General features: G+C 44.3%; 32 protein-coding genes. 31 read left to right on the top strand and 1 reads right to left on the bottom strand.

The genetic code is table 11. From position 1 onward, the window contains the following. Positions 1-15 precede the first annotated feature (15 nt). The 31 genes from rplB to rpsI all read left to right on the top strand — a co-directional run bounded on the left by rplB (position 16) and on the right by rpsI (position 16,897). Positions 16-846, top strand: coding sequence for a 50S ribosomal protein L2 (gene rplB / locus DVB69_RS08005; protein WP_116018340.1), 831 nt, complete (start codon positions 16-18; stop codon positions 844-846). Positions 847-906: 60 nt separating this feature from the next. After that, entirely contained in the window at positions 907-1,185 is a 279-nt protein-coding gene (rpsS, locus tag DVB69_RS08000) for a 30S ribosomal protein S19 (protein ID WP_116018338.1), read from the top strand. A 19-nt stretch (positions 1,186-1,204) separates the two neighbouring features. Further along, positions 1,205-1,549, top strand: coding sequence for a 50S ribosomal protein L22 (gene rplV / locus DVB69_RS07995; RefSeq protein WP_116018336.1), 345 nt, complete (start codon positions 1,205-1,207; stop codon positions 1,547-1,549). 3 nt (positions 1,550-1,552) lie between these two features. Then, on the top strand, positions 1,553-2,209 hold the full coding sequence (rpsC, locus tag DVB69_RS07990) for a 30S ribosomal protein S3 (RefSeq protein WP_116018334.1): 657 nt from the start codon (positions 1,553-1,555) through the stop codon (positions 2,207-2,209). Positions 2,210-2,211: 2 nt separating this feature from the next. After that, a complete protein-coding gene (gene rplP, locus DVB69_RS07985; RefSeq protein ID WP_025783857.1) occupies positions 2,212-2,646 on the top strand; it encodes a 50S ribosomal protein L16 in 435 nt (144 codons plus the stop codon). After that, the gene (gene rpmC, locus DVB69_RS07980) at positions 2,636-2,836 is read left to right on the top strand and encodes a 50S ribosomal protein L29 (protein WP_025783856.1); all 201 of its coding nucleotides are present in this window, start codon (positions 2,636-2,638) and stop codon (positions 2,834-2,836) included. The genes rplP and rpmC overlap by 11 nt, the downstream gene beginning before the upstream one ends. A 17-nt stretch (positions 2,837-2,853) precedes the next feature. Then, on the top strand, positions 2,854-3,117 hold the full coding sequence (rpsQ, locus tag DVB69_RS07975; RefSeq protein WP_116018332.1) for a 30S ribosomal protein S17: 264 nt from the start codon (positions 2,854-2,856) through the stop codon (positions 3,115-3,117). A gap of 39 nt (positions 3,118-3,156) precedes the next feature. Then, positions 3,157-3,525 carry a 50S ribosomal protein L14 gene (gene rplN, locus DVB69_RS07970; RefSeq protein ID WP_116018330.1) on the top strand — a complete coding sequence of 123 codons (369 nt, stop codon included), beginning with the start codon at positions 3,157-3,159 and terminating at the stop codon, positions 3,523-3,525. 34 nt (positions 3,526-3,559) lie between these two features. Beyond that, positions 3,560-3,919 carry a 50S ribosomal protein L24 gene (gene rplX, locus DVB69_RS07965; RefSeq protein ID WP_116018328.1) on the top strand — a complete coding sequence of 120 codons (360 nt, stop codon included), beginning with the start codon at positions 3,560-3,562 and terminating at the stop codon, positions 3,917-3,919. A gap of 26 nt (positions 3,920-3,945) precedes the next feature. Then, complete coding sequence (gene rplE / locus DVB69_RS07960; protein WP_025783852.1) at positions 3,946-4,485, top strand: 50S ribosomal protein L5; 540 nt, start codon at positions 3,946-3,948, stop codon at positions 4,483-4,485. 20 nt (positions 4,486-4,505) lie between these two features. Next, positions 4,506-4,691 (top strand): 30S ribosomal protein S14, encoded by a 186-nt coding sequence (gene rpsN / locus DVB69_RS07955; protein ID WP_025783851.1) that lies wholly within the window; start codon positions 4,506-4,508, stop codon positions 4,689-4,691. A gap of 28 nt (positions 4,692-4,719) precedes the next feature. Then, entirely contained in the window at positions 4,720-5,118 is a 399-nt protein-coding gene (gene rpsH, locus DVB69_RS07950) for a 30S ribosomal protein S8 (protein ID WP_025783850.1), read from the top strand. Positions 5,119-5,148: 30 nt separating this feature from the next. Beyond that, positions 5,149-5,688 (top strand): 50S ribosomal protein L6, encoded by a 540-nt coding sequence (gene rplF / locus DVB69_RS07945; protein ID WP_116018326.1) that lies wholly within the window; start codon positions 5,149-5,151, stop codon positions 5,686-5,688. 33 nt (positions 5,689-5,721) lie between these two features. Next, a complete protein-coding gene (gene rplR / locus DVB69_RS07940) occupies positions 5,722-6,084 on the top strand; it encodes a 50S ribosomal protein L18 (protein WP_116018324.1) in 363 nt (120 codons plus the stop codon). Positions 6,085-6,106: 22 nt separating this feature from the next. Beyond that, the gene (gene rpsE, locus DVB69_RS07935; protein WP_116018322.1) at positions 6,107-6,607 is read left to right on the top strand and encodes a 30S ribosomal protein S5; all 501 of its coding nucleotides are present in this window, start codon (positions 6,107-6,109) and stop codon (positions 6,605-6,607) included. A 13-nt stretch (positions 6,608-6,620) separates the two neighbouring features. Further along, positions 6,621-6,803, top strand: coding sequence for a 50S ribosomal protein L30 (gene rpmD, locus DVB69_RS07930; RefSeq protein ID WP_025783846.1), 183 nt, complete (start codon positions 6,621-6,623; stop codon positions 6,801-6,803). A gap of 32 nt (positions 6,804-6,835) precedes the next feature. Beyond that, the gene (rplO, locus tag DVB69_RS07925; protein WP_025783845.1) at positions 6,836-7,276 is read left to right on the top strand and encodes a 50S ribosomal protein L15; all 441 of its coding nucleotides are present in this window, start codon (positions 6,836-6,838) and stop codon (positions 7,274-7,276) included. Further along, positions 7,276-8,568 (top strand): preprotein translocase subunit SecY, encoded by a 1,293-nt coding sequence (gene secY / locus DVB69_RS07920; RefSeq protein WP_116018320.1) that lies wholly within the window; start codon positions 7,276-7,278, stop codon positions 8,566-8,568. Before rplO ends, secY begins: the two co-directional genes overlap by 1 nt. A 49-nt stretch (positions 8,569-8,617) precedes the next feature. After that, a complete protein-coding gene (locus DVB69_RS07915; RefSeq protein WP_116018318.1) occupies positions 8,618-9,271 on the top strand; it encodes an adenylate kinase in 654 nt (217 codons plus the stop codon). A 422-nt stretch (positions 9,272-9,693) separates the two neighbouring features. Further along, entirely contained in the window at positions 9,694-9,912 is a 219-nt protein-coding gene (gene infA / locus DVB69_RS07910) for a translation initiation factor IF-1 (RefSeq protein WP_025783842.1), read from the top strand. A 39-nt stretch (positions 9,913-9,951) separates the two neighbouring features. Then, entirely contained in the window at positions 9,952-10,065 is a 114-nt protein-coding gene (gene rpmJ / locus DVB69_RS07905) for a 50S ribosomal protein L36 (RefSeq protein ID WP_076758849.1), read from the top strand. 23 nt (positions 10,066-10,088) lie between these two features. Then, complete coding sequence (rpsM, locus tag DVB69_RS07900) at positions 10,089-10,454, top strand: 30S ribosomal protein S13 (RefSeq protein WP_039043301.1); 366 nt, start codon at positions 10,089-10,091, stop codon at positions 10,452-10,454. Positions 10,455-10,478: 24 nt separating this feature from the next. Further along, complete coding sequence (rpsK, locus tag DVB69_RS07895) at positions 10,479-10,868, top strand: 30S ribosomal protein S11 (RefSeq protein WP_039043300.1); 390 nt, start codon at positions 10,479-10,481, stop codon at positions 10,866-10,868. Positions 10,869-11,000: 132 nt separating this feature from the next. Continuing rightward, positions 11,001-11,945, top strand: a complete 945-nt coding sequence (locus DVB69_RS07890) for a DNA-directed RNA polymerase subunit alpha (protein WP_116018316.1) — start codon at positions 11,001-11,003, stop codon at positions 11,943-11,945. A gap of 32 nt (positions 11,946-11,977) precedes the next feature. Continuing rightward, positions 11,978-12,358: a 50S ribosomal protein L17 gene (gene rplQ, locus DVB69_RS07885; RefSeq protein ID WP_025783838.1), complete on the top strand. Its 381-nt coding sequence runs from the start codon at positions 11,978-11,980 to the stop codon at positions 12,356-12,358. Between the two features lie 274 nt (positions 12,359-12,632). After that, a complete protein-coding gene (locus tag DVB69_RS07880) occupies positions 12,633-13,478 on the top strand; it encodes an energy-coupling factor ABC transporter ATP-binding protein (RefSeq protein WP_116018314.1) in 846 nt (281 codons plus the stop codon). Then, positions 13,454-14,326 carry an energy-coupling factor ABC transporter ATP-binding protein gene (locus DVB69_RS07875; RefSeq protein WP_116018312.1) on the top strand — a complete coding sequence of 291 codons (873 nt, stop codon included), beginning with the start codon at positions 13,454-13,456 and terminating at the stop codon, positions 14,324-14,326. The genes DVB69_RS07880 and DVB69_RS07875 overlap by 25 nt, the downstream gene beginning before the upstream one ends. After that, complete coding sequence (locus DVB69_RS07870; RefSeq protein WP_116018310.1) at positions 14,323-15,120, top strand: energy-coupling factor transporter transmembrane component T family protein; 798 nt, start codon at positions 14,323-14,325, stop codon at positions 15,118-15,120. The genes DVB69_RS07875 and DVB69_RS07870 overlap by 4 nt, the downstream gene beginning before the upstream one ends. Before the next feature lie 12 nt (positions 15,121-15,132). After that, entirely contained in the window at positions 15,133-15,879 is a 747-nt protein-coding gene (truA, locus tag DVB69_RS07865; protein WP_116018308.1) for a tRNA pseudouridine(38-40) synthase TruA, read from the top strand. Positions 15,880-16,047: 168 nt separating this feature from the next. Further along, positions 16,048-16,485: a 50S ribosomal protein L13 gene (rplM, locus tag DVB69_RS07860; RefSeq protein ID WP_025783833.1), complete on the top strand. Its 438-nt coding sequence runs from the start codon at positions 16,048-16,050 to the stop codon at positions 16,483-16,485. A 19-nt stretch (positions 16,486-16,504) separates the two neighbouring features. After that, on the top strand, positions 16,505-16,897 hold the full coding sequence (rpsI, locus tag DVB69_RS07855) for a 30S ribosomal protein S9 (RefSeq protein ID WP_116018306.1): 393 nt from the start codon (positions 16,505-16,507) through the stop codon (positions 16,895-16,897). A gap of 119 nt (positions 16,898-17,016) precedes the next feature. Here rpsI and hpaB read toward each other — a convergent pair whose 3' ends face one another. Next, on the bottom strand, positions 17,017-18,474 hold the full coding sequence (hpaB, locus tag DVB69_RS07850) for a 4-hydroxyphenylacetate 3-monooxygenase, oxygenase component (RefSeq protein ID WP_116018304.1): 1,458 nt from the start codon (positions 18,472-18,474) through the stop codon (positions 17,017-17,019). Between the last annotated feature and the right edge of the window lie 23 nt (positions 18,475-18,497).

Below are 18,497 nucleotides of genomic sequence, written 5' to 3'. Positions count from 1 at the left end.
AAGGAGGGAACACAAATGGCGATTAAGAAATACAAACCTACCTCCAACGGACGCCGTAACATGACGACTTCTGATTTCGCAGAAATCACAGCAAGCAAACCTGAAAAATCATTGCTTCAGCCAGTCAAACGTAAAGGCGGCCGTAACAACCAAGGTAGGATTACAGTTCGTCACCAAGGTGGAGGCCACAAGCGCCAATACCGTGTCATCGACTTCCAACGTCGGAAAGATGGCATACCAGGACGCGTTGCTACGATCGAATACGATCCAAACCGTTCTGCAAACATCGCATTGATCAACTATGCAGATGGAGAAAAGCGTTATATCCTAGCTCCTAAAGGATTGACAGTTGGAACGACAATTATGTCAGGACCTGAAGCGGATATCCGTGTAGGGAACGCGCTTCCACTTGAAAACATCCCAATGGGTTCTACAATCCACAACATCGAGATGAAACCTGGTAAAGGCGGACAATTAGTTCGTTCAGCTGGTACATCTGCACAATTGCTCGGACGTGAAGGCAAATATGTCATCATCCGTTTGCAATCTGGTGAAGTTCGCATGATTTTGTCAGCTTGCCGTGCTACAATCGGTCAAGTTGGTAACGAACAACACGAACTCATCAACATCGGTAAAGCAGGACGTTCACGCTGGATGGGTAAACGCCCAACTGTACGTGGATCTGTCATGAACCCGAACGATCACCCACACGGTGGTGGTGAAGGACGTACTCCAATCGGTCGTCCAAGCCCAGTTACACCTTGGGGCAAGCCGACTCTTGGTTACAAAACTCGTTCTAAGAGAAACAAATCCGACAAACTTATCGTTCGTCGTCGCAAAAAATAATGTGATTGCACTGCGGTTCAATGATTGGGCCGTAGTACGAACACAAAGGGAGGTAACGAAATGGGCCGCAGCTTGAAAAAAGGACCTTTCGCAGATGATCATTTGCTTAAAAAGGTCGATGCTCAAAAAGACGCAGAAAAGAAACAAGTCATCAAGACTTGGTCACGTCGCTCTACAATATTCCCGACTTTCATCGGATTGACGATTGCTGTATATGACGGACGTAAACACGTTCCTGTCTACGTCACTGAAGATATGGTTGGACACAAACTTGGTGAATTCGCACCTACCCGTACTTACAGAGGCCACGGTGCCGATGATAAGAAGACAAAACGCTAATTGAGAGGAGGAATTTCTGATGCAACAAGCTAAAGCATCTGCGCAAACAGTCCGTATTGCTCCTCGTAAAGTCCGATTAGTCGTTGATCTTATCCGGGGCAAGAAAATCGGTGAAGCTGTCGCGATTCTACGTTTGACGCCTAAAGCGGCATCTCCAGTCGTAGAAAAAGTATTGAAATCAGCTATCGCTAATGCTGAGCACAACTACGAAATGGATCTAGAGAACCTAATTGTTAGCGAAGTATTCGTTGATGAAGGTCCTACTATGAAACGTTTCCGTCCACGTGCACAAGGCCGTGCGAGCGCTATTAACAAACGCACAAGCCACATCACTGTAGTGGTATCTGAAAAGAAGGAGGGATAATTCGTGGGTCAAAAAGTACATCCTAACGGTCTGCGGGTCGGTATAATTCGTGACTGGGATTCGAAATGGTATGCAGAAAAAGACTATGCGACTCTCTTGCACGAAGACCTTAAAATCCGCAAATACATCGAAACACGTTTAGTAGACGCTTCAGTTTCTAAAGTAGAAATCGAGCGCGCTGCGAAAAAAGTAAACATTACAATCCACACAGCTAAGCCTGGTATGGTTATCGGTAAAGGTGGTACTGAAGTCGAAGCACTTCGTAAACAACTTAACGAAATCTCTGGCAAGCGTGTACACATTAACATCGTTGAAATCAAGCGTGCTGATCTTGACGCGAAATTGGTTGCAGAATCAATTGCTCGTCAACTAGAAAGCCGCGTATCATTCCGCCGTGCACAAAAACAAGCTATCCAACGTACAATCCGTTCTGGAGCTAAGGGTATCAAAACTCAAGTATCCGGACGTCTTGGTGGAGCTGACATCGCACGTGCAGAACATTACAGCGAAGGAACTGTTCCACTTCATACACTTCGTGCAGATATCGATTATGCACATGCTGAAGCCGATACAACATACGGTAAACTTGGAGTTAAAGTATGGATCTATCGTGGAGAAGTCCTTCCAGTGAAGAAGAACTCTGGGGAAGGAGGCAACTAATCATGTTAGTACCAAAGCGAGTAAAACATCGTCGTGTATTCCGCGGCAAAATGCGCGGACAGACAAAAGGCGGCGCAACGGTTCAATTCGGTGAGTTCGGCCTTCAGTCTCTTGAGGCTGCATGGATCACGAATCGTCAAATCGAATCAGCACGTATCGCAATGACACGTTACATGAAACGTGGCGGTAAAGTTTGGATCAATATTTTCCCACACAAATCGTATACTAAGAAGCCTCTCGAAGTTCGAATGGGTTCTGGTAAAGGTGCTGTTGAGGGATGGGTAGCAGTAGTAAAACCTGGCCGAGTTATGTTTGAAATCGCAGGCGTCTCTGAAGAGGTCGCTCGTGAAGCACTCCGCCTTGCAGCGCACAAACTTCCTGTTAAGTGTAAGTTTGTAAAACGTGAAGAAATTGGTGGTGAATCTAATGAAAGCTAATGAAATCCGTGACTTGACAACTGCAGAGATCGAGCAAAAAGTGAAATCACTGAAAGAAGAGCTTTTCAACCTTCGCTTCCAGTTAGCGACAGGACAATTAGAAAACACTGCACGCATCCGTGAAGTACGCAAATCGATTGCGCGCATGAAGACTGTAATACGTCAAAGAGAAATCAGTGCAAATAACTGATGAAGGAGGTTGCACCCATGACTGAGCGTAACCAACGCAAAGTATACACAGGCCGTGTTGTATCCGACAAAATGGACAAAACGGTAACGGTAATGGTAGAAACACACAAAAAGCATTCTTTGTATGGCAAGCGTGTAAAGTATTCTAAAAAGTATAAAGCACATGATGAAATGAACGAAGCGAACATTGGCGATGTAGTCCGCATTATGGAAACTCGTCCTTTATCAGCTACAAAACGTTTCCGCCTTCTTGAAGTAATCGAAAAAGCGGTCATCATCTAATAACGTTCGGAACACAGTATCCGAGGGGAGGTAACCAAATTGATTCAACAGGAATCCCGCATGAAAGTCGCAGATAACTCTGGGGCACGTGAAGTACTTACAATCAAAGTTCTTGGCGGTTCAGGCCGTAAAGTTGCTAACATCGGCGACGTTGTCGTTGTTACAGTCAAGAAAGCAACACCAGGTGGCGTTGTTAAGAAGGGTGAAGTCGTTAAAGCGGTTATCGTTCGTACTAAGAGCGGTATGCGTCGTAAAGACGGATCTTATATCACATTCGACGAGAATGCTTGTGTCATCATTCGTGACGACAAGAGCCCTCGTGGAACACGTATTTTCGGACCAGTTGCACGCGAATTGCGCGAGAGCAACTTCATGAAAATCATTTCTCTTGCTCCAGAAGTACTTTAATTAAGAGCAGTGCCAATCAAGGAGGTGCAACAGAATGCACATTAAAAAAGGCGATAAAGTAAAAGTTATCTCCGGGAAAGACAAAGGAAAGACAGGTGTCATCCTTACTGTATTCCCGAACAAAGAACGAATCCTCGTTGAAGGCGTGAACATCGTCAAAAAGCATACAAAGCCTAACCAAGCGAATCCGCAAGGTGGTATTGTAAGCCTTGAAGCTGCAATTCACGTATCAAATGTAATGTTTGTCGATCCTAAGTCGGGTGAACCTACACGTATCGGTTATAAGTTTGAAGAAAAAACCGAAGGCGACAAAACGTTCCGTATTAAGTCCCGTGTTGCGAAAAAGTCTGGGGAAGTTATCGACGAGATTAGCAAAAAAGAACTCAAAAAATAACTCTCTAAGAAGGGAGGTTCTTCTGAATGAGCCGATTAAAGGATAAATATCAAAAAGAAATTACTCCTGCTCTAATGAGCAAGTTTAACTATACATCTGTAATGCAAGTACCAAAAGTTGATAAGATCGTTATCAACATGGGTGTTGGCGACGCGGTTCAAAACACAAAAGCACTTGATGCTGCTGTGGAAGACTTGACAATTATCTCAGGTCAAAAACCAGTCGTAACTAAAGCGAAGAAGTCTATCGCTGGATTCCGTCTTCGTGAAGGAATGCCTATCGGAACAAAAGTTACTCTACGTGGAGAACGCATGTATGAGTTCCTGGACAAATTGATCGCAGTATCACTTCCACGTGTACGTGACTTCCGTGGCGTATCGAATAAATCTTTCGACGGACGCGGAAACTATACACTTGGTGTGAAAGAGCAACTAATTTTCCCGGAAATTGACTTCGATAAAGTGTCTAAAGTACGCGGAATGGATATCGTCATCGTTACGACTGCCAACTCAGACGAGGAAGCTCGTGAGTTGTTAGCGCAGTGCGGCATGCCGTTCCAAAAGTAAACATAAGGGAGGCGTAAAACGTGGCTAAAAAATCAATGATCGCTAAACAGAAACGTACGCCAAAGTTCCAGGTCCAAGAATATACACGTTGTGAGCGCTGTGGGCGCCCGCACTCAGTATATCGGAAGTTCAAACTTTGCCGTATTTGTTTCCGCGAACTCGCATACAAAGGACAAATTCCTGGCGTTAAAAAAGCAAGCTGGTAAACCCCATTTTGGGAAGGAGGTTAATGTAATGACAATGAGTGATCCGATCGCAGATATGCTTACTCGTATCCGTAACGCCAACATGGTGCGTCACGAGAAACTTGAGGTACCTGCTTCAAACCTTAAAAAAGAGATCGCAGAAATCCTCAAACGTGAAGGTTTCGTCCGCGACGTAGAATATGTGGAAGACAGCAAACAAGGCATCATCCGCATTTTCCTCAAATATGGTAAAAACGAAGAACGTGTAATCACTGGACTTAAGCGTATTTCTAAGCCTGGTCTTCGTGTATATGCAAAGTCAACAGAAGTACCAAGAGTGTTGAACGGACTAGGTATCGCCCTTGTTTCAACTTCTAACGGTGTTCTAACTGACAAAGAAGCGCGCGCTAAACAAGTTGGCGGAGAAGTCGTCGCTTACGTTTGGTAATCTGTAACAATTGAATGGAGGTGCAAACTAATGTCCCGAATTGGTAAACGTCCTATTGAGGTGCCTGAAAACGTAACAGTTACGATCGATGAGAATAACTTTGTTACAGTTAAAGGACCAAAAGGCGAACTTACAAATACATTTACTAAAGACATAAAGATCGAACAAGAAGGTAACGTGATCACATTGACACGTCCATCTGAATCTAAACAACACCGTTCGATGCACGGTACAACACGTTCGCTTTTAGCGAACATGGTTACTGGAGTATCAACTGGTTTCGAGCGTGCGCTTGAACTAGTAGGTGTTGGTTACCGTGCTCAAATGCAAGGGAAGAAGCTTATCTTGAACGTCGGTTACTCACAGCCGGTTGAATTTTCACCGGAAGAGGGCATCGAAGTTGAAGTCCCTGCAAACACAAAAATTATCGTACGTGGTACTAACAAAGAACGCGTTGGTGCTCTTGCTTCTAACATTCGCAAAGTACGTCCACCAGAGCCATACAAAGGTAAAGGTATTAAGTACGAAGGCGAAGTTGTTCGACGCAAAGAAGGTAAAACAGGTAAATAATGCCGCTTAGGCATCTGGAAGGAGTGACCTCTAGTGATCACAAAACAAGATAAGAACGCTGTCCGTAGAAAACGGCATTCACGTGTCCGTACAAAGATCAACGGTACTGCTGAGCGTCCTCGCTTGAACGTTTACCGTTCAAACAAACACTTGTATGCACAGTTAATTGATGATGCAAACGGTGTTACACTTGCAAGCGCATCTACAATGGATAAAGAATTCTCAGCGGATTCTTCATCTAATACAGAAGCTGCTATTAAAGTGGGCGAAATGATTGCGAAAAAAGGTGTAGAAAAGAATGTCAAGGTTATCGTATTCGACCGCGGTGGCTATCTATACCACGGCCGCGTTAAAGCACTTGCTGACGCTGCACGTGAAAATGGACTTGAATTTTAATTAAGAAGGAGGGACATATTCCATGCGTCGTAATGAACAAAACAAAAGTGAATTCGAAGAGCGCGTAGTTACCATCAACCGCGTAGCTAAAGTTGTAAAAGGCGGACGTCGTTTCCGTTTTACTGCTCTAGTCGTTGTTGGTGATAAAAACGGCCGCGTTGGTTTCGGTACTGGAAAAGCACAAGAAGTTCCAGATGCAATCCGTAAAGCAATCGAAGATGCGAAGAAAAACCTAATCGAAGTACCAATGGTCAGAGGCACAACGCCTCACCAGATCATCGGACATTTCGGAGCAGGCAACATTCTCATCAAACCGGCTGCACCAGGTACAGGAGTTATCGCCGGCGGACCTGTCCGTGCGGTACTTGAACTTGCAGGAATCACGGATATCCTTTCTAAATCACTTGGTTCTAACACACCAATCAACATGGTACGTGCTACAATCCAAGGATTGACGAATTTGAAGCGTGCTGAAGATGTAGCACAGCTTCGTGGTAAATCCGTAGAAGAACTGTTAGGTTAAGGGGGGAAACACAATGGCAAATAAACTTGAAATCACCCTTACTAAAAGTGTGATTGGCGCTAAGCCAGCACAACGTAAAACAGTCGAAGCACTTGGACTTCGCAAAATGAATCAAACGGTTGAGCACCAGGATAATGTCGCAATCCGCGGCATGGTCAACAAGGTCAGCCATTTGGTAACTGTCAGCGAACAATAATCAGTTATTCTTGAATAAGGAGGTGCCGAAAGATGAAATTACACGAAATGAAACCTGCAGAAGGTGCTCGTAAAGAACGCAAGCGTGTTGGACGTGGTATGGGATCTGGATCAGGTAAAACATCTGGTAGAGGTCATAATGGTCAAAACTCACGTTCAGGCGGCGGTGTACGTCTTGGATTCGAAGGTGGGCAACTTCCACTTTTCCAACGTCTACCTAAGCGCGGATTTACGAACATTAATCGTAAAGAATATGCCATCGTAAATCTTGAAACGTTAAATCGTTTCGATGAAGGCACAGAAGTAACACCAGAATTGTTGATTGAAACAGGTATTGTGAGCAATGAGAAATCCGGTATTAAGATTCTTGGTAATGGGACTCTTGAGAAAAAGATTACTGTCAGAGCTCACAAATTCTCTGCTTCTGCTAAAGAAGCGATTGAGAAAGCGGGCGGGCAAGTCGAGGTGGTTTAATGTTTCAGACAATCTCAAACTTCATGCGAGTAAAAGAGATCCGGTCTAAAATAATTTTCACACTGCTATTGCTCATCGTATTCCGTCTCGGAACGTTTATAACGGTACCGAACGTGGATGCGACTGCGCTCCAGCAATCGGACAATCAATTCATTGGATTTTTGAACATCTTTGGTGGAGGAGCACTTTCTAAGTTCTCAATCTTCGCCATGGGGATTATGCCGTACATCACAGCATCAATCATTGTGCAACTTTTGCAGATGGATGTTGTGCCGAAGTTTGCAGAGTGGGCAAAGCAAGGGGATGTCGGAAGACGGAAACTTGCACAATTCACTCGCTACTTCACCATGATTCTTGCGTTTATCCAAGCGATTGCAATGTCATTTGGATTTAACCAAATGTTCCAAGGAAGACTTGTTGAAGATAACGGAATATCGACATATATTGTCATTGCTCTTGTGTTAACAGCAGGTACGGCTTTTCTTCTCTGGCTAGGTGAGCAGATTACAGCGAAAGGTGTCGGTAATGGTATTTCAATCCTTATCTTCGCCGGAATCGTTGCTGCTATTCCGAGTGCAGTCAACCAATTGTACGTTTCACAGATCCAAGATGCAGGGGATGCTTTGTTCATCCGTATTGCTATGATGGTTCTGTTACTCGTTGCAGTTATTGCAATTACAGTTGGCGTGATCTACTTCCAGGAAGCACTTCGTAAAATTCCGATTCAATATGCAAAACGGGTGACGGGTCGCGGGCAGTCTTCTGCCGGACAACAAACGCACCTACCATTGAAACTGAACGCTGCAGGGGTTATCCCGGTCATCTTTGCGGTTGCGTTCTTTACAACACCGCAATTACTTGGCACGTTTTTCAATGACAACAGTACTGTTGCTGCTATTACACGAGTGCTCAACTACTCGCATCCAGCCGGCATGGCACTGTATATCGGTCTGATCATAGCCTTCACGTACTTCTATGCATTTGTTCAGGTTAATCCTGAGAATGTTGCAGATAACTTGAAGAAGCAAGGGGCTTATATCCCAGGCATCCGCCCTGGTCAGAACACACAGGACTATTTGACAAGCACGCTTTATCGACTGACTTTTGTCGGATCGATTTTCCTTGCTACAGTCGCAGTTCTGCCGATTCTAATTATTAAAATTGCAAATCTTCCGCAGTCCGCTCAAATCGGTGGTACTAGCTTGCTGATCGTTGTCGGGGTTGCCCTCGAAACAATGAAGCAACTTGAATCACAATTGGTTAAGCGCCACTACAGAGGATTTATGAAATAAATTCAAGTGAAGGTTTTCTCCACTTGATTATCGATGGAGGGCAAGGCGTATGAACATCGTATTAATGGGTCTGCCTGGTGCCGGTAAAGGAACTCAGGCCGACAAAATTGTCGAAAAGTACGGAATCCCTCATATTTCTACAGGCGATATGTTCCGTGCTGCGATACAAGAAGGCACGGAACTTGGAGTCAAAGCTAAATCGTATATGGATCAGGGCGCACTTGTCCCTGATGAAGTTACGATCGGTATTGTCAGTGAGCGTCTTCGCAAACCTGACTGTGATAACGGTTTTCTATTGGATGGTTTCCCACGTACTGTTCCTCAAGCGGAAGCGCTTGATGGCATACTGAAGGGAATGTCTCGGAAAATCGAACACGCACTCAACATCCAGGTAAACAAAGAACTCCTTGTTGCTCGTCTGACTGGGCGCCGGATCTGTAAAGTTTGTGGAACGTCTTATCACCTCGAATTCAACCCGCCTAAGGTTGAAGGCGTATGCGATAAAGACGGAGGCGAACTCTATCAAAGAGCTGATGACAATCCGGAAACTGTCACAAACCGTCTGGAAGTAAATATGAAACAATCTGCACCGCTACTATCGTTTTACGATGGAAAAGGCGTGCTGACAAACATTGATGGTCAGCAAGACATTAATGACGTATTTCACGACGTGGATGCTGTGTTAACAACGCAGGTTCACTAAGCCTTTCCGAAGCATGCAGACGTCAGGGCATCACGTCCGGCAGCGTTCTGCTGTACGGAAGGAGCAATTGATTAGAAAGAGCTGCAAAAGCAGTTGATGCTAAGCTGAAAATTGGTAACAGTCGGCGGTTGAACGCTCGGTACTTCACACATGCATTTTCTTGTTTTTCCGAGTATAATGTGTTGTTGTGAGTGGGTTTGTAGTCTTAGGATGTGCAAACCAGAAGCAAACTGTCGGTCATGTATGAACCGATTTGAAGTTCCAGACAACATTTTGGGACCGGCAAACTGGCATGGATTGTGATTTGCGTCTTTTCGAACATCACTCGCGCATACCGGACATATGTTGAAGGAGCTTGTAAAGCGACTGATGCCGCTCGGAAGGTGAGGGCCTTTATAGGATATAGAAGGGAGACTGAGCTGATGGCGAAAGATGACGTAATTGAAATTGAAGGTACTGTAATAGATACGTTGCCGAATGCGATGTTCAAAGTGGAATTGGAAAACGGACATACTGTGCTTGCACACGTATCCGGTAAAATCCGTATGCACTTCATCCGCATTTTGCCTGGTGATAAAGTGACAATCGAATTGTCACCTTATGACTTAACACGTGGTCGCATCACATACCGTTTCAAATAAAATTTTGCAACTCCGGACTAATGAAGGAGGTTGGGTAAGATGAAAGTAAGACCATCTGTAAAACCGATCTGCGAAAAATGCAAAGTTATTCGCAGACGCGGCCGAGTAATGGTAATCTGTGAAAATCCAAAGCACAAACAGCGTCAAGGATAATATAAAGGAGGTGCGCAACCTATATGGCACGTATTGCTGGTGTAGACGTACCGCGCGATAAGCGCGTTGTAATTTCATTGACTTACATCTACGGAATTGGGAAAACGACAGCACAGAAAGTTCTTGCTGCAGCTGACGTTTCAGAAGAGACACGCGTTCGTGATTTAACTGATGCGGAACTCGACAAAATCCGTGAACAATTAGATGCATTGAAAGTAGAAGGGGATCTTCGCCGTGAAACTTCACTTAACATCAAACGTTTGATGGAAATCGGTAGTTTCCGTGGAATCCGTCATCGTCGTGGATTGCCTGTACGCGGACAAAACACAAAAAACAATGCACGTACACGTAAAGGTCCTAAGCGGACTGTTGCAAACAAAAAGAAATAATAGCTAAAGGAGGTATTTTCGAACATGGCACGTAAACAACAAACTCGTAAACGTCGTGTAAAAAAGAATATTGAATCCGGAATTGCACATATCCGCTCGACGTTCAACAATACAATCGTAACGATTACCGACACTCACGGAAACGCGATTTCATGGTCTAGTGCTGGTGCACTTGGTTTCCGCGGATCACGTAAATCGACTCCTTTTGCGGCTCAAATGGCTGCAGAAACAGCTGCAAAGTCTTCTATGGAACACGGCCTTAAAACTTTGGAAGTTACTGTTAAAGGACCTGGTGCTGGACGTGAAGCAGCGATTCGTTCACTACAAGCTGCTGGTCTTGAGGTCACAGCAATTCGTGACGTAACGCCTGTTCCGCACAACGGATGCCGTCCTCCAAAACGTCGTCGTGTTTAATGGTTTCTATTCCAATTGATTGAGAAACACAATTTTTGGTAAGAATGAATTGTGCGATTGCATTTTGCTGTCTATAAAAATCGATTTCAATAAGGAACGACCCACACAGACGTTTTGAAGGAGGGTAAATGAATGATCGAGATTGAGAAACCGAAGATTGAAACCGTTATGGTTGCTGATGATTCCATGTTTGGTAAGTTTGTTATCGAACCATTGGAACGAGGGTATGGAAATACTTTAGGGAATTCATTACGCCGCGTCTTGTTGTCTTCTCTGCCTGGAGCTGCCGTAACATCGATTCAAATCGATGGCGTTCTTCATGAGTTCTCAACAGTCGAAGGTGTCGTAGAAGACGTAGCGACTATTATTCTAAATGTTAAACAGTTGGCTCTTAAAATCTATTCTGATGACGAGAAAGTTATTGAGATAGATGTTAAAGGCGAAGGTGCGGTGACTGCTGCTGACATTACTCATGATAGTGATGTAGAAGTATTGAATCCGAATCTTCATATTGCGAAACTTGGAAAAAATGGTCACCTCCGTATGCGTATGTATGCAGTACGAGGAAGAGGCTATGCTCCTTCGGTACAAAACAAACGTGATGACCTTGCGATTGGCGTTATTCCAATCGATTCTATCTACACACCGGTATCTCGTGTAAACTTCCAAGTTGAAAATACTCGGGTTGGTCAAAGTACAAACTTTGATAAGTTAACACTAGATGTTTGGACAGATGGTAGTATTGGTCCTAAAGAATCTGTTTCACTGGGCGCTAAAATCCTTACGGAACATTTAAATATTTTTGTCGGTATGACAGACGAAGCACAAACTGCAGAAATCATGGTAGAAAAAGAGGAAGACCAAAAAGAAAAAGTTCTTGAGATGACTATCGAAGAATTAGATCTTTCTGTTCGTTCTTACAACTGCCTGAAGCGTGCAGGCATCAATACCGTTATGGAACTTGCTAACAAGTCCGAGGACGAAATGATGAAAGTGCGTAATCTTGGCCGAAAGTCACTTGAAGAAGTAAAGCTGAAATTGGAAGAGTTGAATCTAGGATTACGCTCTGAAGATTGAAGACAGAATTAGATTGAAGGAGGGAATCTTCTATGGGTTACAGAAAACTTGGACGCACAAGTTCACAGCGTAAAGCGATGCTACGGGACCTGGCAACAGACCTTATCATTCACGAACGCATCCAAACAACGGAAGCACGTGCGAAAGAGCTTCGTTCAGTTGTTGAAAAAATGATCACACTTGGTAAGCGTGGGGACTTGCATGCACGCCGTCAGGTAGCTGAATTCATCCGCCGTGAAGTAATTCTAGGTACTGATGATGAAGGTAAAGAAACAAAAACATTTGCCATTCAAAAATTGTTTGACGATGTTGCACCGCGCTATGCAGAACGCCAGGGCGGATACACACGAATCATGAAGATGGGACCGCGCCGTGGAGACGGAGCACCTGTTGTAGTCATCGAACTCGTGTAAGGAACTTGAGGGTGTGACTGGCGACAGCCACACCCTCTTTCCACATAATGATTTATACGACAATATGAAAAGCTGAGTGTTACGATCGACAGACATCGTTTCTGATTGGTCTAGCTCTACGCATCTCATCCGCGATGACGGCTTGAGCACCCGGCATCGAAACATTTTGCTGCGCATTCTTCGGATGAGATGCGCGCTTTTTTTATTTATAGAAATCTTCAACTGGATTTCTAGTTATACATACATAAGTTCACAAGAAAAGAGGCGGTCGTGTATGCGGGAAGTTTTGTCATTGGACGGTATATCGTTTGCCTATGAAACAGAAGAAGATGTGTTCGTACAAGCCGTCCAAGATGTCTCCCTTACAGTTCGTGACGGGGAGTGGGTGTCAATTGTCGGGCATAACGGTTCAGGTAAATCGACGCTTGCCAAGTTGATGATTGGGTTACTCTTTCCTGCTACAGGTACGGTTAATGTCTTTTTGGATCCGTTGAAGGAAGATAATCTATGGGACGTTCGTTCGCAGCTAGGCGTTGTGTTTCAAAATCCGGATAATCAGTTCGTGGGTGCTACCGTGCAAGACGATGTTGCTTTTGCGTTAGAGAACAATGGAGTTCCTTACGATGAAATGCAGACGCGTGTGAAACAAGCTCTTTCTGACGTTGGGATGTCGGCGTATCACAGCCATGAACCGCATCATTTATCTGGAGGACAAAAACAGCGCGTGGCAATTGCTGGAGCACTTGCGATGAATCCAAAGATTTTGATATTGGATGAAGCAACGTCGATGTTGGATCCACAAGGTCGTAATGAAGTTATTGAATTGATCACTTTATTACGTAGAACCACTGGACTCACTGTCATTTCCATTACTCATGATCTGGAAGAGGTTCTTCTAGCGGATCGCGTTTTTGTCATGAACCAGGGGAAGCTTGCTGCGTCAGGAACGCCTACCTCTATCTTTGAACAAGGAACTAAGCTACAAGAGCATGGACTCGATTTGCCATTTGCTCTTCGCCTCTCACAGCTATTACGGAATGCTGGGCTGCCTTTAGTAGGCGATCATATGTCGGAAAAAGAGTTGGTGAACGAATTATGGACATCTCATTTCAGCAAGTGAATTTTGCGTATGCCCCAAATACTCCTTTTGAGAAGAAAGCGCTTCATGACATCAATGCTTACATTAAAACAGGCTCGTATACAGCAGTGATTGGTCATACCGGTTCTGGAAAGTCGACGTTACTTTTACATTTGAATGGGTTGCTGAAGCCCACCGAGGGGACTGTACGAGTTGGTGATACGCTCATTACATCTGAAACAAAAGGAAAAGCGCTCCGGAATGTCAGGCGACATGTCGGAATTGTCTTCCAGTTCCCTGAGCATCAGCTATTTGAAGAGACGGTTGAAAAAGACATTATGTTCGGTCCCTTGAACTTTGGCATACCGGAAGAGGAAGCTAGAGCGAGGGCACACGAGTTAATTGAGATGCTGGGCTTGCCACCAGAGGTTGCGAACAAGTCCCCGTTTGAACTATCAGGCGGTCAGATGAGGCGTGTTGCGATTGCAGGTGTGCTTGCATTTAAACCATCCGTTCTAATTTTAGACGAACCGACTGCAGGTCTCGATCCACAAGGACGCCGTGAAATTATGCAGCTCTTTGAAAGGTTCCACAAAGAAGAGGGCCTGACAACTATTTTAGTTACCCATAGCATGGAAGACGCAGCCCGTTATGCAGAGCATGTCATCGTGATGCATGAAGGTCATACAGTCCTCGCTGGTCCCCCGGAAGAGGTATTGACGGATGTAGAGCAACTTGCGAGGTATCGCTTGGAACTACCCCGTTCTGTGCGGTTCCAGAGAGACTTCGAACGTTTGGTTCACCACAAGTTGCCGAAACCTGCTCTCACGGAGGAACAGCTTGCCGAAATGATTGCAGACCTAGCTAAAGAAGTAGGTGAGCCGAAATGATGGAGAAGATGATTTTCGGACGTTACTTACCAGGTGATTCTATTACTCATCGCCTGGACCCGAGATCCAAGCTAATTTTCATATTTTTATTCATCTTTGCAGTTTTTCTGGCGAATAATACAGTGACCTATGCAATCTTACTTGGATTTACAGTGTTTGTTATTCTCCTTTCAAAAATCAGGATTCCTTTTTTGTTGGGTGGACTGAAACCGATTCTATTCCTCGTGGTTTTTACGCTGCTCATGCATTTGTTTCTAACTCGTGAAGGAGACGTCCTCTTCCATTGGAAGTTCATCACAATTTATGAAGAAGGATTGCGCCAAGGTATATACATTTCGTTACGATTTTTAATTTTAGTATTGATGACAACCGTACTCACACTGACAACCTCGCCGATATCGATTACGGATGGCGTGGAAACGTTACTGAATCCGTTGAAACGACTGAAACTGCCAGTACATGAGCTTGCCATGATGATGTCGATTGCTTTGCGATTCATCCCTACCTTAATGGATGAAACCGATAAAATCTTGAAAGCGCAACTCGCGCGTGGGTCAGATATCAGTTCAGGAAGTGTTCAGCAACGTGTGAAAGCTGTGATTCCATTACTCGTTCCATTGTTTGTCAGTGCATTCAAACGTGCTGAAGATCTGGCAGTTGCCATGGAAGTCCGCGGGTATCGCGGAGGAGAAGGTCGGACGCGGTTTCGAAAGCTGAATTGGCAGGCGAGCGACACAATGGTTCTTGTTTTGTTAGGTGTGCTCTCAGCCATCATGTTGTATTTCAGAGGGTAAAGGAGGACACGCATGATGCGATTAAAAGCTACCGTTGCATATGATGGAACTCAATTTTCTGGTTACCAATCTCAACCAAATATGCGAACGGTACAATCAGATATCGACAAGGCACTTCGTAAGATGCATAAAGATGATTCCATTCATAGTGTGGCAAGTGGGAGAACGGATGCTGGTGTGCACGCATGGGGACAAGTGATCCATTTTGACACCCCCCTCAATCTGACTGAAGATAATTGGCTAATGGCATTGAATGTGTTGCTACCCAAAGATATTCGTATCCTATCTGCCCAACCTGTAAATGAGGATTTTCATGCTCGTTATTCAGCAAAAGGGAAAACGTATCAATACCGCTGGACAAGGAAACCCATCCAAAGTCCATTTGAGCGTAATTACTCCGTTCATTTAGGCAAATGGAACCCGGACCTTAAACGAATGCAAGAAGGTGCGGTGCATTTACTTGGTAAGCATGATTTTACGAGCTTTTGTTCATCCCAAACAGCAACGTCCAACAAAGTGCGGACGATTCGTATGCTTGAGATTGAGGAAAAGGGCGATGATCTTATTTTGACCATCGAAGGGGATGGCTTTTTATATAACATGGTGCGCACGATTGCAGGTGTTCTTTACGCTGTCGGTATAGGATGGGATGAGCCTTGCGAAGTTGCTGAAATTCTAGAAGCTCGAGATCGTAAACGAGCTGGAAAAACCGCGCCATCACACGGTTTGTATTTGATGAGTGTTACGTATGGAGAGTAAAGCAACTTTTCCAGGTGTATTTATGATAATTGCTTGACTTCCTAGACGATAACGGGTAAGATAATCTTTGGTATTTCAATAACCCCACAAAAAGCCCCGAAAGTTTATTTGTGTTTAGGGATAGAGAAAACGGAACAGACTGATATTCATTTAGGAGGATATGAAACTATGCGTACAACATTCATGGCTAAAGGCCACGAAGTAGAGCGGAAATGGCTCCTAGTAGACGCTGAAGGCCAAACGCTTGGACGTCTTGCTTCAGAAGTCGCTACATTGCTTCGCGGTAAACATAAACCGACATTCACACCAAACGTTGATACTGGTGACCACGTGATCATCATCAATGCTGAAAAAATTCAACTTACAGGTAACAAGTTGAAGGATAAGAAATATTACCGTCACTCAGGTTACACTGGTAGCCTTAAGTCTCGTACAGCGCTTGAAATGCGTACAAACTATTCAACAAAAATGCTTGAACTAGCTATCAAGGGAATGCTTCCAAAAGGTCCACTTGGTCGTCAAACAGCGAAAAAGCTTCACGTTTTCGCTGGAGCAGAGCACACTCATGCAGCACAAAAACCTGAAGCATTTGAGCTTCGCGGGTAATTAAGAGGAGGAAACACTTTTGGCACAAGTACAATATATCGGCACAGGCCGACGTAAAAGTTCAACAGCTCGTGTACGTTTAGTTCCTGGTGAAGGTAAAATCATCATCAACAAACGTGATGCAGAAGAATACGTACCATTTGAAACACTTCGCGAAATCATTAAGCAACCACTTGTAACTACGGATACACTTGGAAGCTACGATATTCACGTAAACGTGAACGGCGGAGGATACACAGGTCAAGCAGGAGCAATCCGTCACGGAGTAGCTCGTGCATTGTTAACTGTAGATCCTGATTTCCGTCCAGCTCTAAAGGCTGCAGGTCTCCTTACACGTGACCCACGTATGAAAGAACGTAAGAAGCCAGGTCTTCGCGGCGCACGTCGTGCACCACAGTTCTCAAAACGTTAATTATCAATTACGTACAGTCCATTCCCTTACCGGAATGGACTGTTTTTGTATGATGAAAATTACTTTCATGTATGCAAAAGTCGTTCTTGATTTCAGGTGGTTATCGTTTCCCTGCATAACTACTCTAGACTACAATCCAAGGGCCCAAGCAAAGACTCAATCATGGAAAATCTGCTAGTTGACGAGTAGGACCGGTACAATTGACTAGATAATCGAATAGGGTCTCCAAAGAAGTACCGCTCATATTGAGTTTGTCGGGTGCCGAAAGAACTCATCGTCAAATCCCATGCCAGTCTGAAGATTTTCACACGATCTTCTGCAGATTTAGTAGCCCCTTGCAAATACTGGACTAGGTCATGATGAATCTCTGATTGGAATGCTTTTTCTGTAGGGATGGTCACCAACCCGCTAGCTCCTATTAGTTGAATGATTTCGCTAAAACGAGGATAGACTATCGGGAAGATGTTACTTGCCACCTGGAGCGGGACTATACTAGGTCGTAAATACCCCCACTGATCGAGTGTTGCATCCTGCTCGGACTTATCCAACAATGCTTTCATCGTTTCTAAACTAATAATAATTTCTGATACTTTGCCTTGGACGTGAGAGTATTCGCCAACGTTTATCGTTTCTATAAGAAGCATTGCAACACTAAGTATGAATTCGGTTTTGACAACTTGTCGAGTAATGACTTGATGGAGTGTGTATGGATGGAACGAACTCATTGAGAAAAATCGTGATGCTGCTTCTGGATTTTGATAAAAGAAAACTCGATCCCATGGGATGAGCACGTTATCGAACACGACAATGGAGTCCATCTCTTCGAATCGTGAGCTTAGTGGGTAATCGAATGTGGAATCCCCGTTTGTAAAGGATTCTCTGCAGATGAAACGTATCCCATCCGTATCTGAAGGGAGGGTGAATGCAAATGCTTCATCGGGGTCGGGAAGCAGTCTTGGTGCGCTAAACACAAGAATTTCATCCGTCAGTCCGCCCTGTGTTGCGAGTAATTTCGCCCCCTTAATAATGAGTCCTTCTTCTGTAGTTTTCACGATCTTTGCGGAGATGGGCTCATCAGAAGACTCGAAGTACATCGATGCGCGATTTACTTGAGGGGTGATGAATGTATGAGTGAACGTTAAGTCTTGTTCTCTTGCACGTTCATATGCAGATTGAATATTCTCGGGGAAACAATTTTCTTTTCCTTCTAGAAATGATGCAGAGCTTGCAAAACTCATAAGAGCTGTATTCAGATAGTCTGGACTTCTGCCCATCAGCCCACAAGTCTGGAAGGCCCAATTCTCGATCATAGTCCTGCGCTTTTTTAAGTCCTCCTTTGTTGTTGGCTGTAAAAAAGAAATCCCTACTCTTTTTCCAGATGTAGGAGAATCGTAAGTCATCTCGGACTTATGTTCATCCGAGATCTGGTAGTCGTATAAAGTAGCTTTAGACTTTAACAACCCCTTGAACTCTGGACATTCGGAAATAGGTCCCTTCAACTGATGACCATCTACCCAAATTTCCGTTTTTAATTGGTTAATGCGACTAATGAATTCTTTACCGTTTTTTGCTCCCATAGAACTCCTCCTGCTTTTGTTGT

This window comes from Sporosarcina sp. BI001-red (assembly GCF_003384035.1).
Taxonomy (GTDB): domain Bacteria; phylum Bacillota; class Bacilli; order Bacillales_A; family Planococcaceae; genus Sporosarcina.
The sequence above is the reverse complement of the archived record's forward strand: the minus strand, read 5'-3'. Positions and strand labels throughout refer to the sequence as shown.

Excerpts from the sequence above, each read along its gene's own strand:
- DVB69_RS07880 (WP_116018314.1), top strand. The coding sequence starts at position 12,633 with ATGCGGGAAGTTTTGTCATTGGACGGTATATCGTTTGCCTATGAAACA.
- rpsS (WP_116018338.1), top strand. The coding sequence starts at position 907 with ATGGGCCGCAGCTTGAAAAAAGGACCTTTCGCAGATGATCATTTGCTT.
- rpsQ (WP_116018332.1), top strand. The coding sequence starts at position 2,854 with ATGACTGAGCGTAACCAACGCAAAGTATACACAGGCCGTGTTGTATCC.
- rpsE (WP_116018322.1), top strand. The coding sequence starts at position 6,107 with ATGCGTCGTAATGAACAAAACAAAAGTGAATTCGAAGAGCGCGTAGTT.
- rplV (WP_116018336.1), top strand. The coding sequence starts at position 1,205 with ATGCAACAAGCTAAAGCATCTGCGCAAACAGTCCGTATTGCTCCTCGT.
- rplO (WP_025783845.1), top strand. The coding sequence starts at position 6,836 with ATGAAATTACACGAAATGAAACCTGCAGAAGGTGCTCGTAAAGAACGC.
- rplF (WP_116018326.1), top strand. The coding sequence starts at position 5,149 with ATGTCCCGAATTGGTAAACGTCCTATTGAGGTGCCTGAAAACGTAACA.
- rpmD (WP_025783846.1), top strand. The coding sequence starts at position 6,621 with ATGGCAAATAAACTTGAAATCACCCTTACTAAAAGTGTGATTGGCGCT.
- rplQ (WP_025783838.1), top strand. The coding sequence starts at position 11,978 with ATGGGTTACAGAAAACTTGGACGCACAAGTTCACAGCGTAAAGCGATG.
- rplE (WP_025783852.1), top strand. The coding sequence starts at position 3,946 with ATGAGCCGATTAAAGGATAAATATCAAAAAGAAATTACTCCTGCTCTA.
- DVB69_RS07890 (WP_116018316.1), top strand. The coding sequence starts at position 11,001 with ATGATCGAGATTGAGAAACCGAAGATTGAAACCGTTATGGTTGCTGAT.
- rplM (WP_025783833.1), top strand. The coding sequence starts at position 16,048 with ATGCGTACAACATTCATGGCTAAAGGCCACGAAGTAGAGCGGAAATGG.
- rplX (WP_116018328.1), top strand. The coding sequence starts at position 3,560 with ATGCACATTAAAAAAGGCGATAAAGTAAAAGTTATCTCCGGGAAAGAC.
- rpsH (WP_025783850.1), top strand. The coding sequence starts at position 4,720 with ATGACAATGAGTGATCCGATCGCAGATATGCTTACTCGTATCCGTAAC.
- DVB69_RS07915 (WP_116018318.1), top strand. The coding sequence starts at position 8,618 with ATGAACATCGTATTAATGGGTCTGCCTGGTGCCGGTAAAGGAACTCAG.
- truA (WP_116018308.1), top strand. The coding sequence starts at position 15,133 with ATGATGCGATTAAAAGCTACCGTTGCATATGATGGAACTCAATTTTCT.
- rpsM (WP_039043301.1), top strand. The coding sequence starts at position 10,089 with ATGGCACGTATTGCTGGTGTAGACGTACCGCGCGATAAGCGCGTTGTA.
- rpsK (WP_039043300.1), top strand. The coding sequence starts at position 10,479 with ATGGCACGTAAACAACAAACTCGTAAACGTCGTGTAAAAAAGAATATT.
- rplB (WP_116018340.1), top strand. The coding sequence starts at position 16 with ATGGCGATTAAGAAATACAAACCTACCTCCAACGGACGCCGTAACATG.
- DVB69_RS07875 (WP_116018312.1), top strand. The coding sequence starts at position 13,454 with ATGGACATCTCATTTCAGCAAGTGAATTTTGCGTATGCCCCAAATACT.
- rplP (WP_025783857.1), top strand. The coding sequence starts at position 2,212 with ATGTTAGTACCAAAGCGAGTAAAACATCGTCGTGTATTCCGCGGCAAA.
- infA (WP_025783842.1), top strand. The coding sequence starts at position 9,694 with ATGGCGAAAGATGACGTAATTGAAATTGAAGGTACTGTAATAGATACG.
- DVB69_RS07870 (WP_116018310.1), top strand. The coding sequence starts at position 14,323 with ATGATGGAGAAGATGATTTTCGGACGTTACTTACCAGGTGATTCTATT.
- hpaB (WP_116018304.1), bottom strand. The coding sequence starts at position 18,474 with ATGGGAGCAAAAAACGGTAAAGAATTCATTAGTCGCATTAACCAATTA.
- rpmC (WP_025783856.1), top strand. The coding sequence starts at position 2,636 with ATGAAAGCTAATGAAATCCGTGACTTGACAACTGCAGAGATCGAGCAA.
- secY (WP_116018320.1), top strand. The coding sequence starts at position 7,276 with ATGTTTCAGACAATCTCAAACTTCATGCGAGTAAAAGAGATCCGGTCT.
- rpmJ (WP_076758849.1), top strand. The coding sequence starts at position 9,952 with ATGAAAGTAAGACCATCTGTAAAACCGATCTGCGAAAAATGCAAAGTT.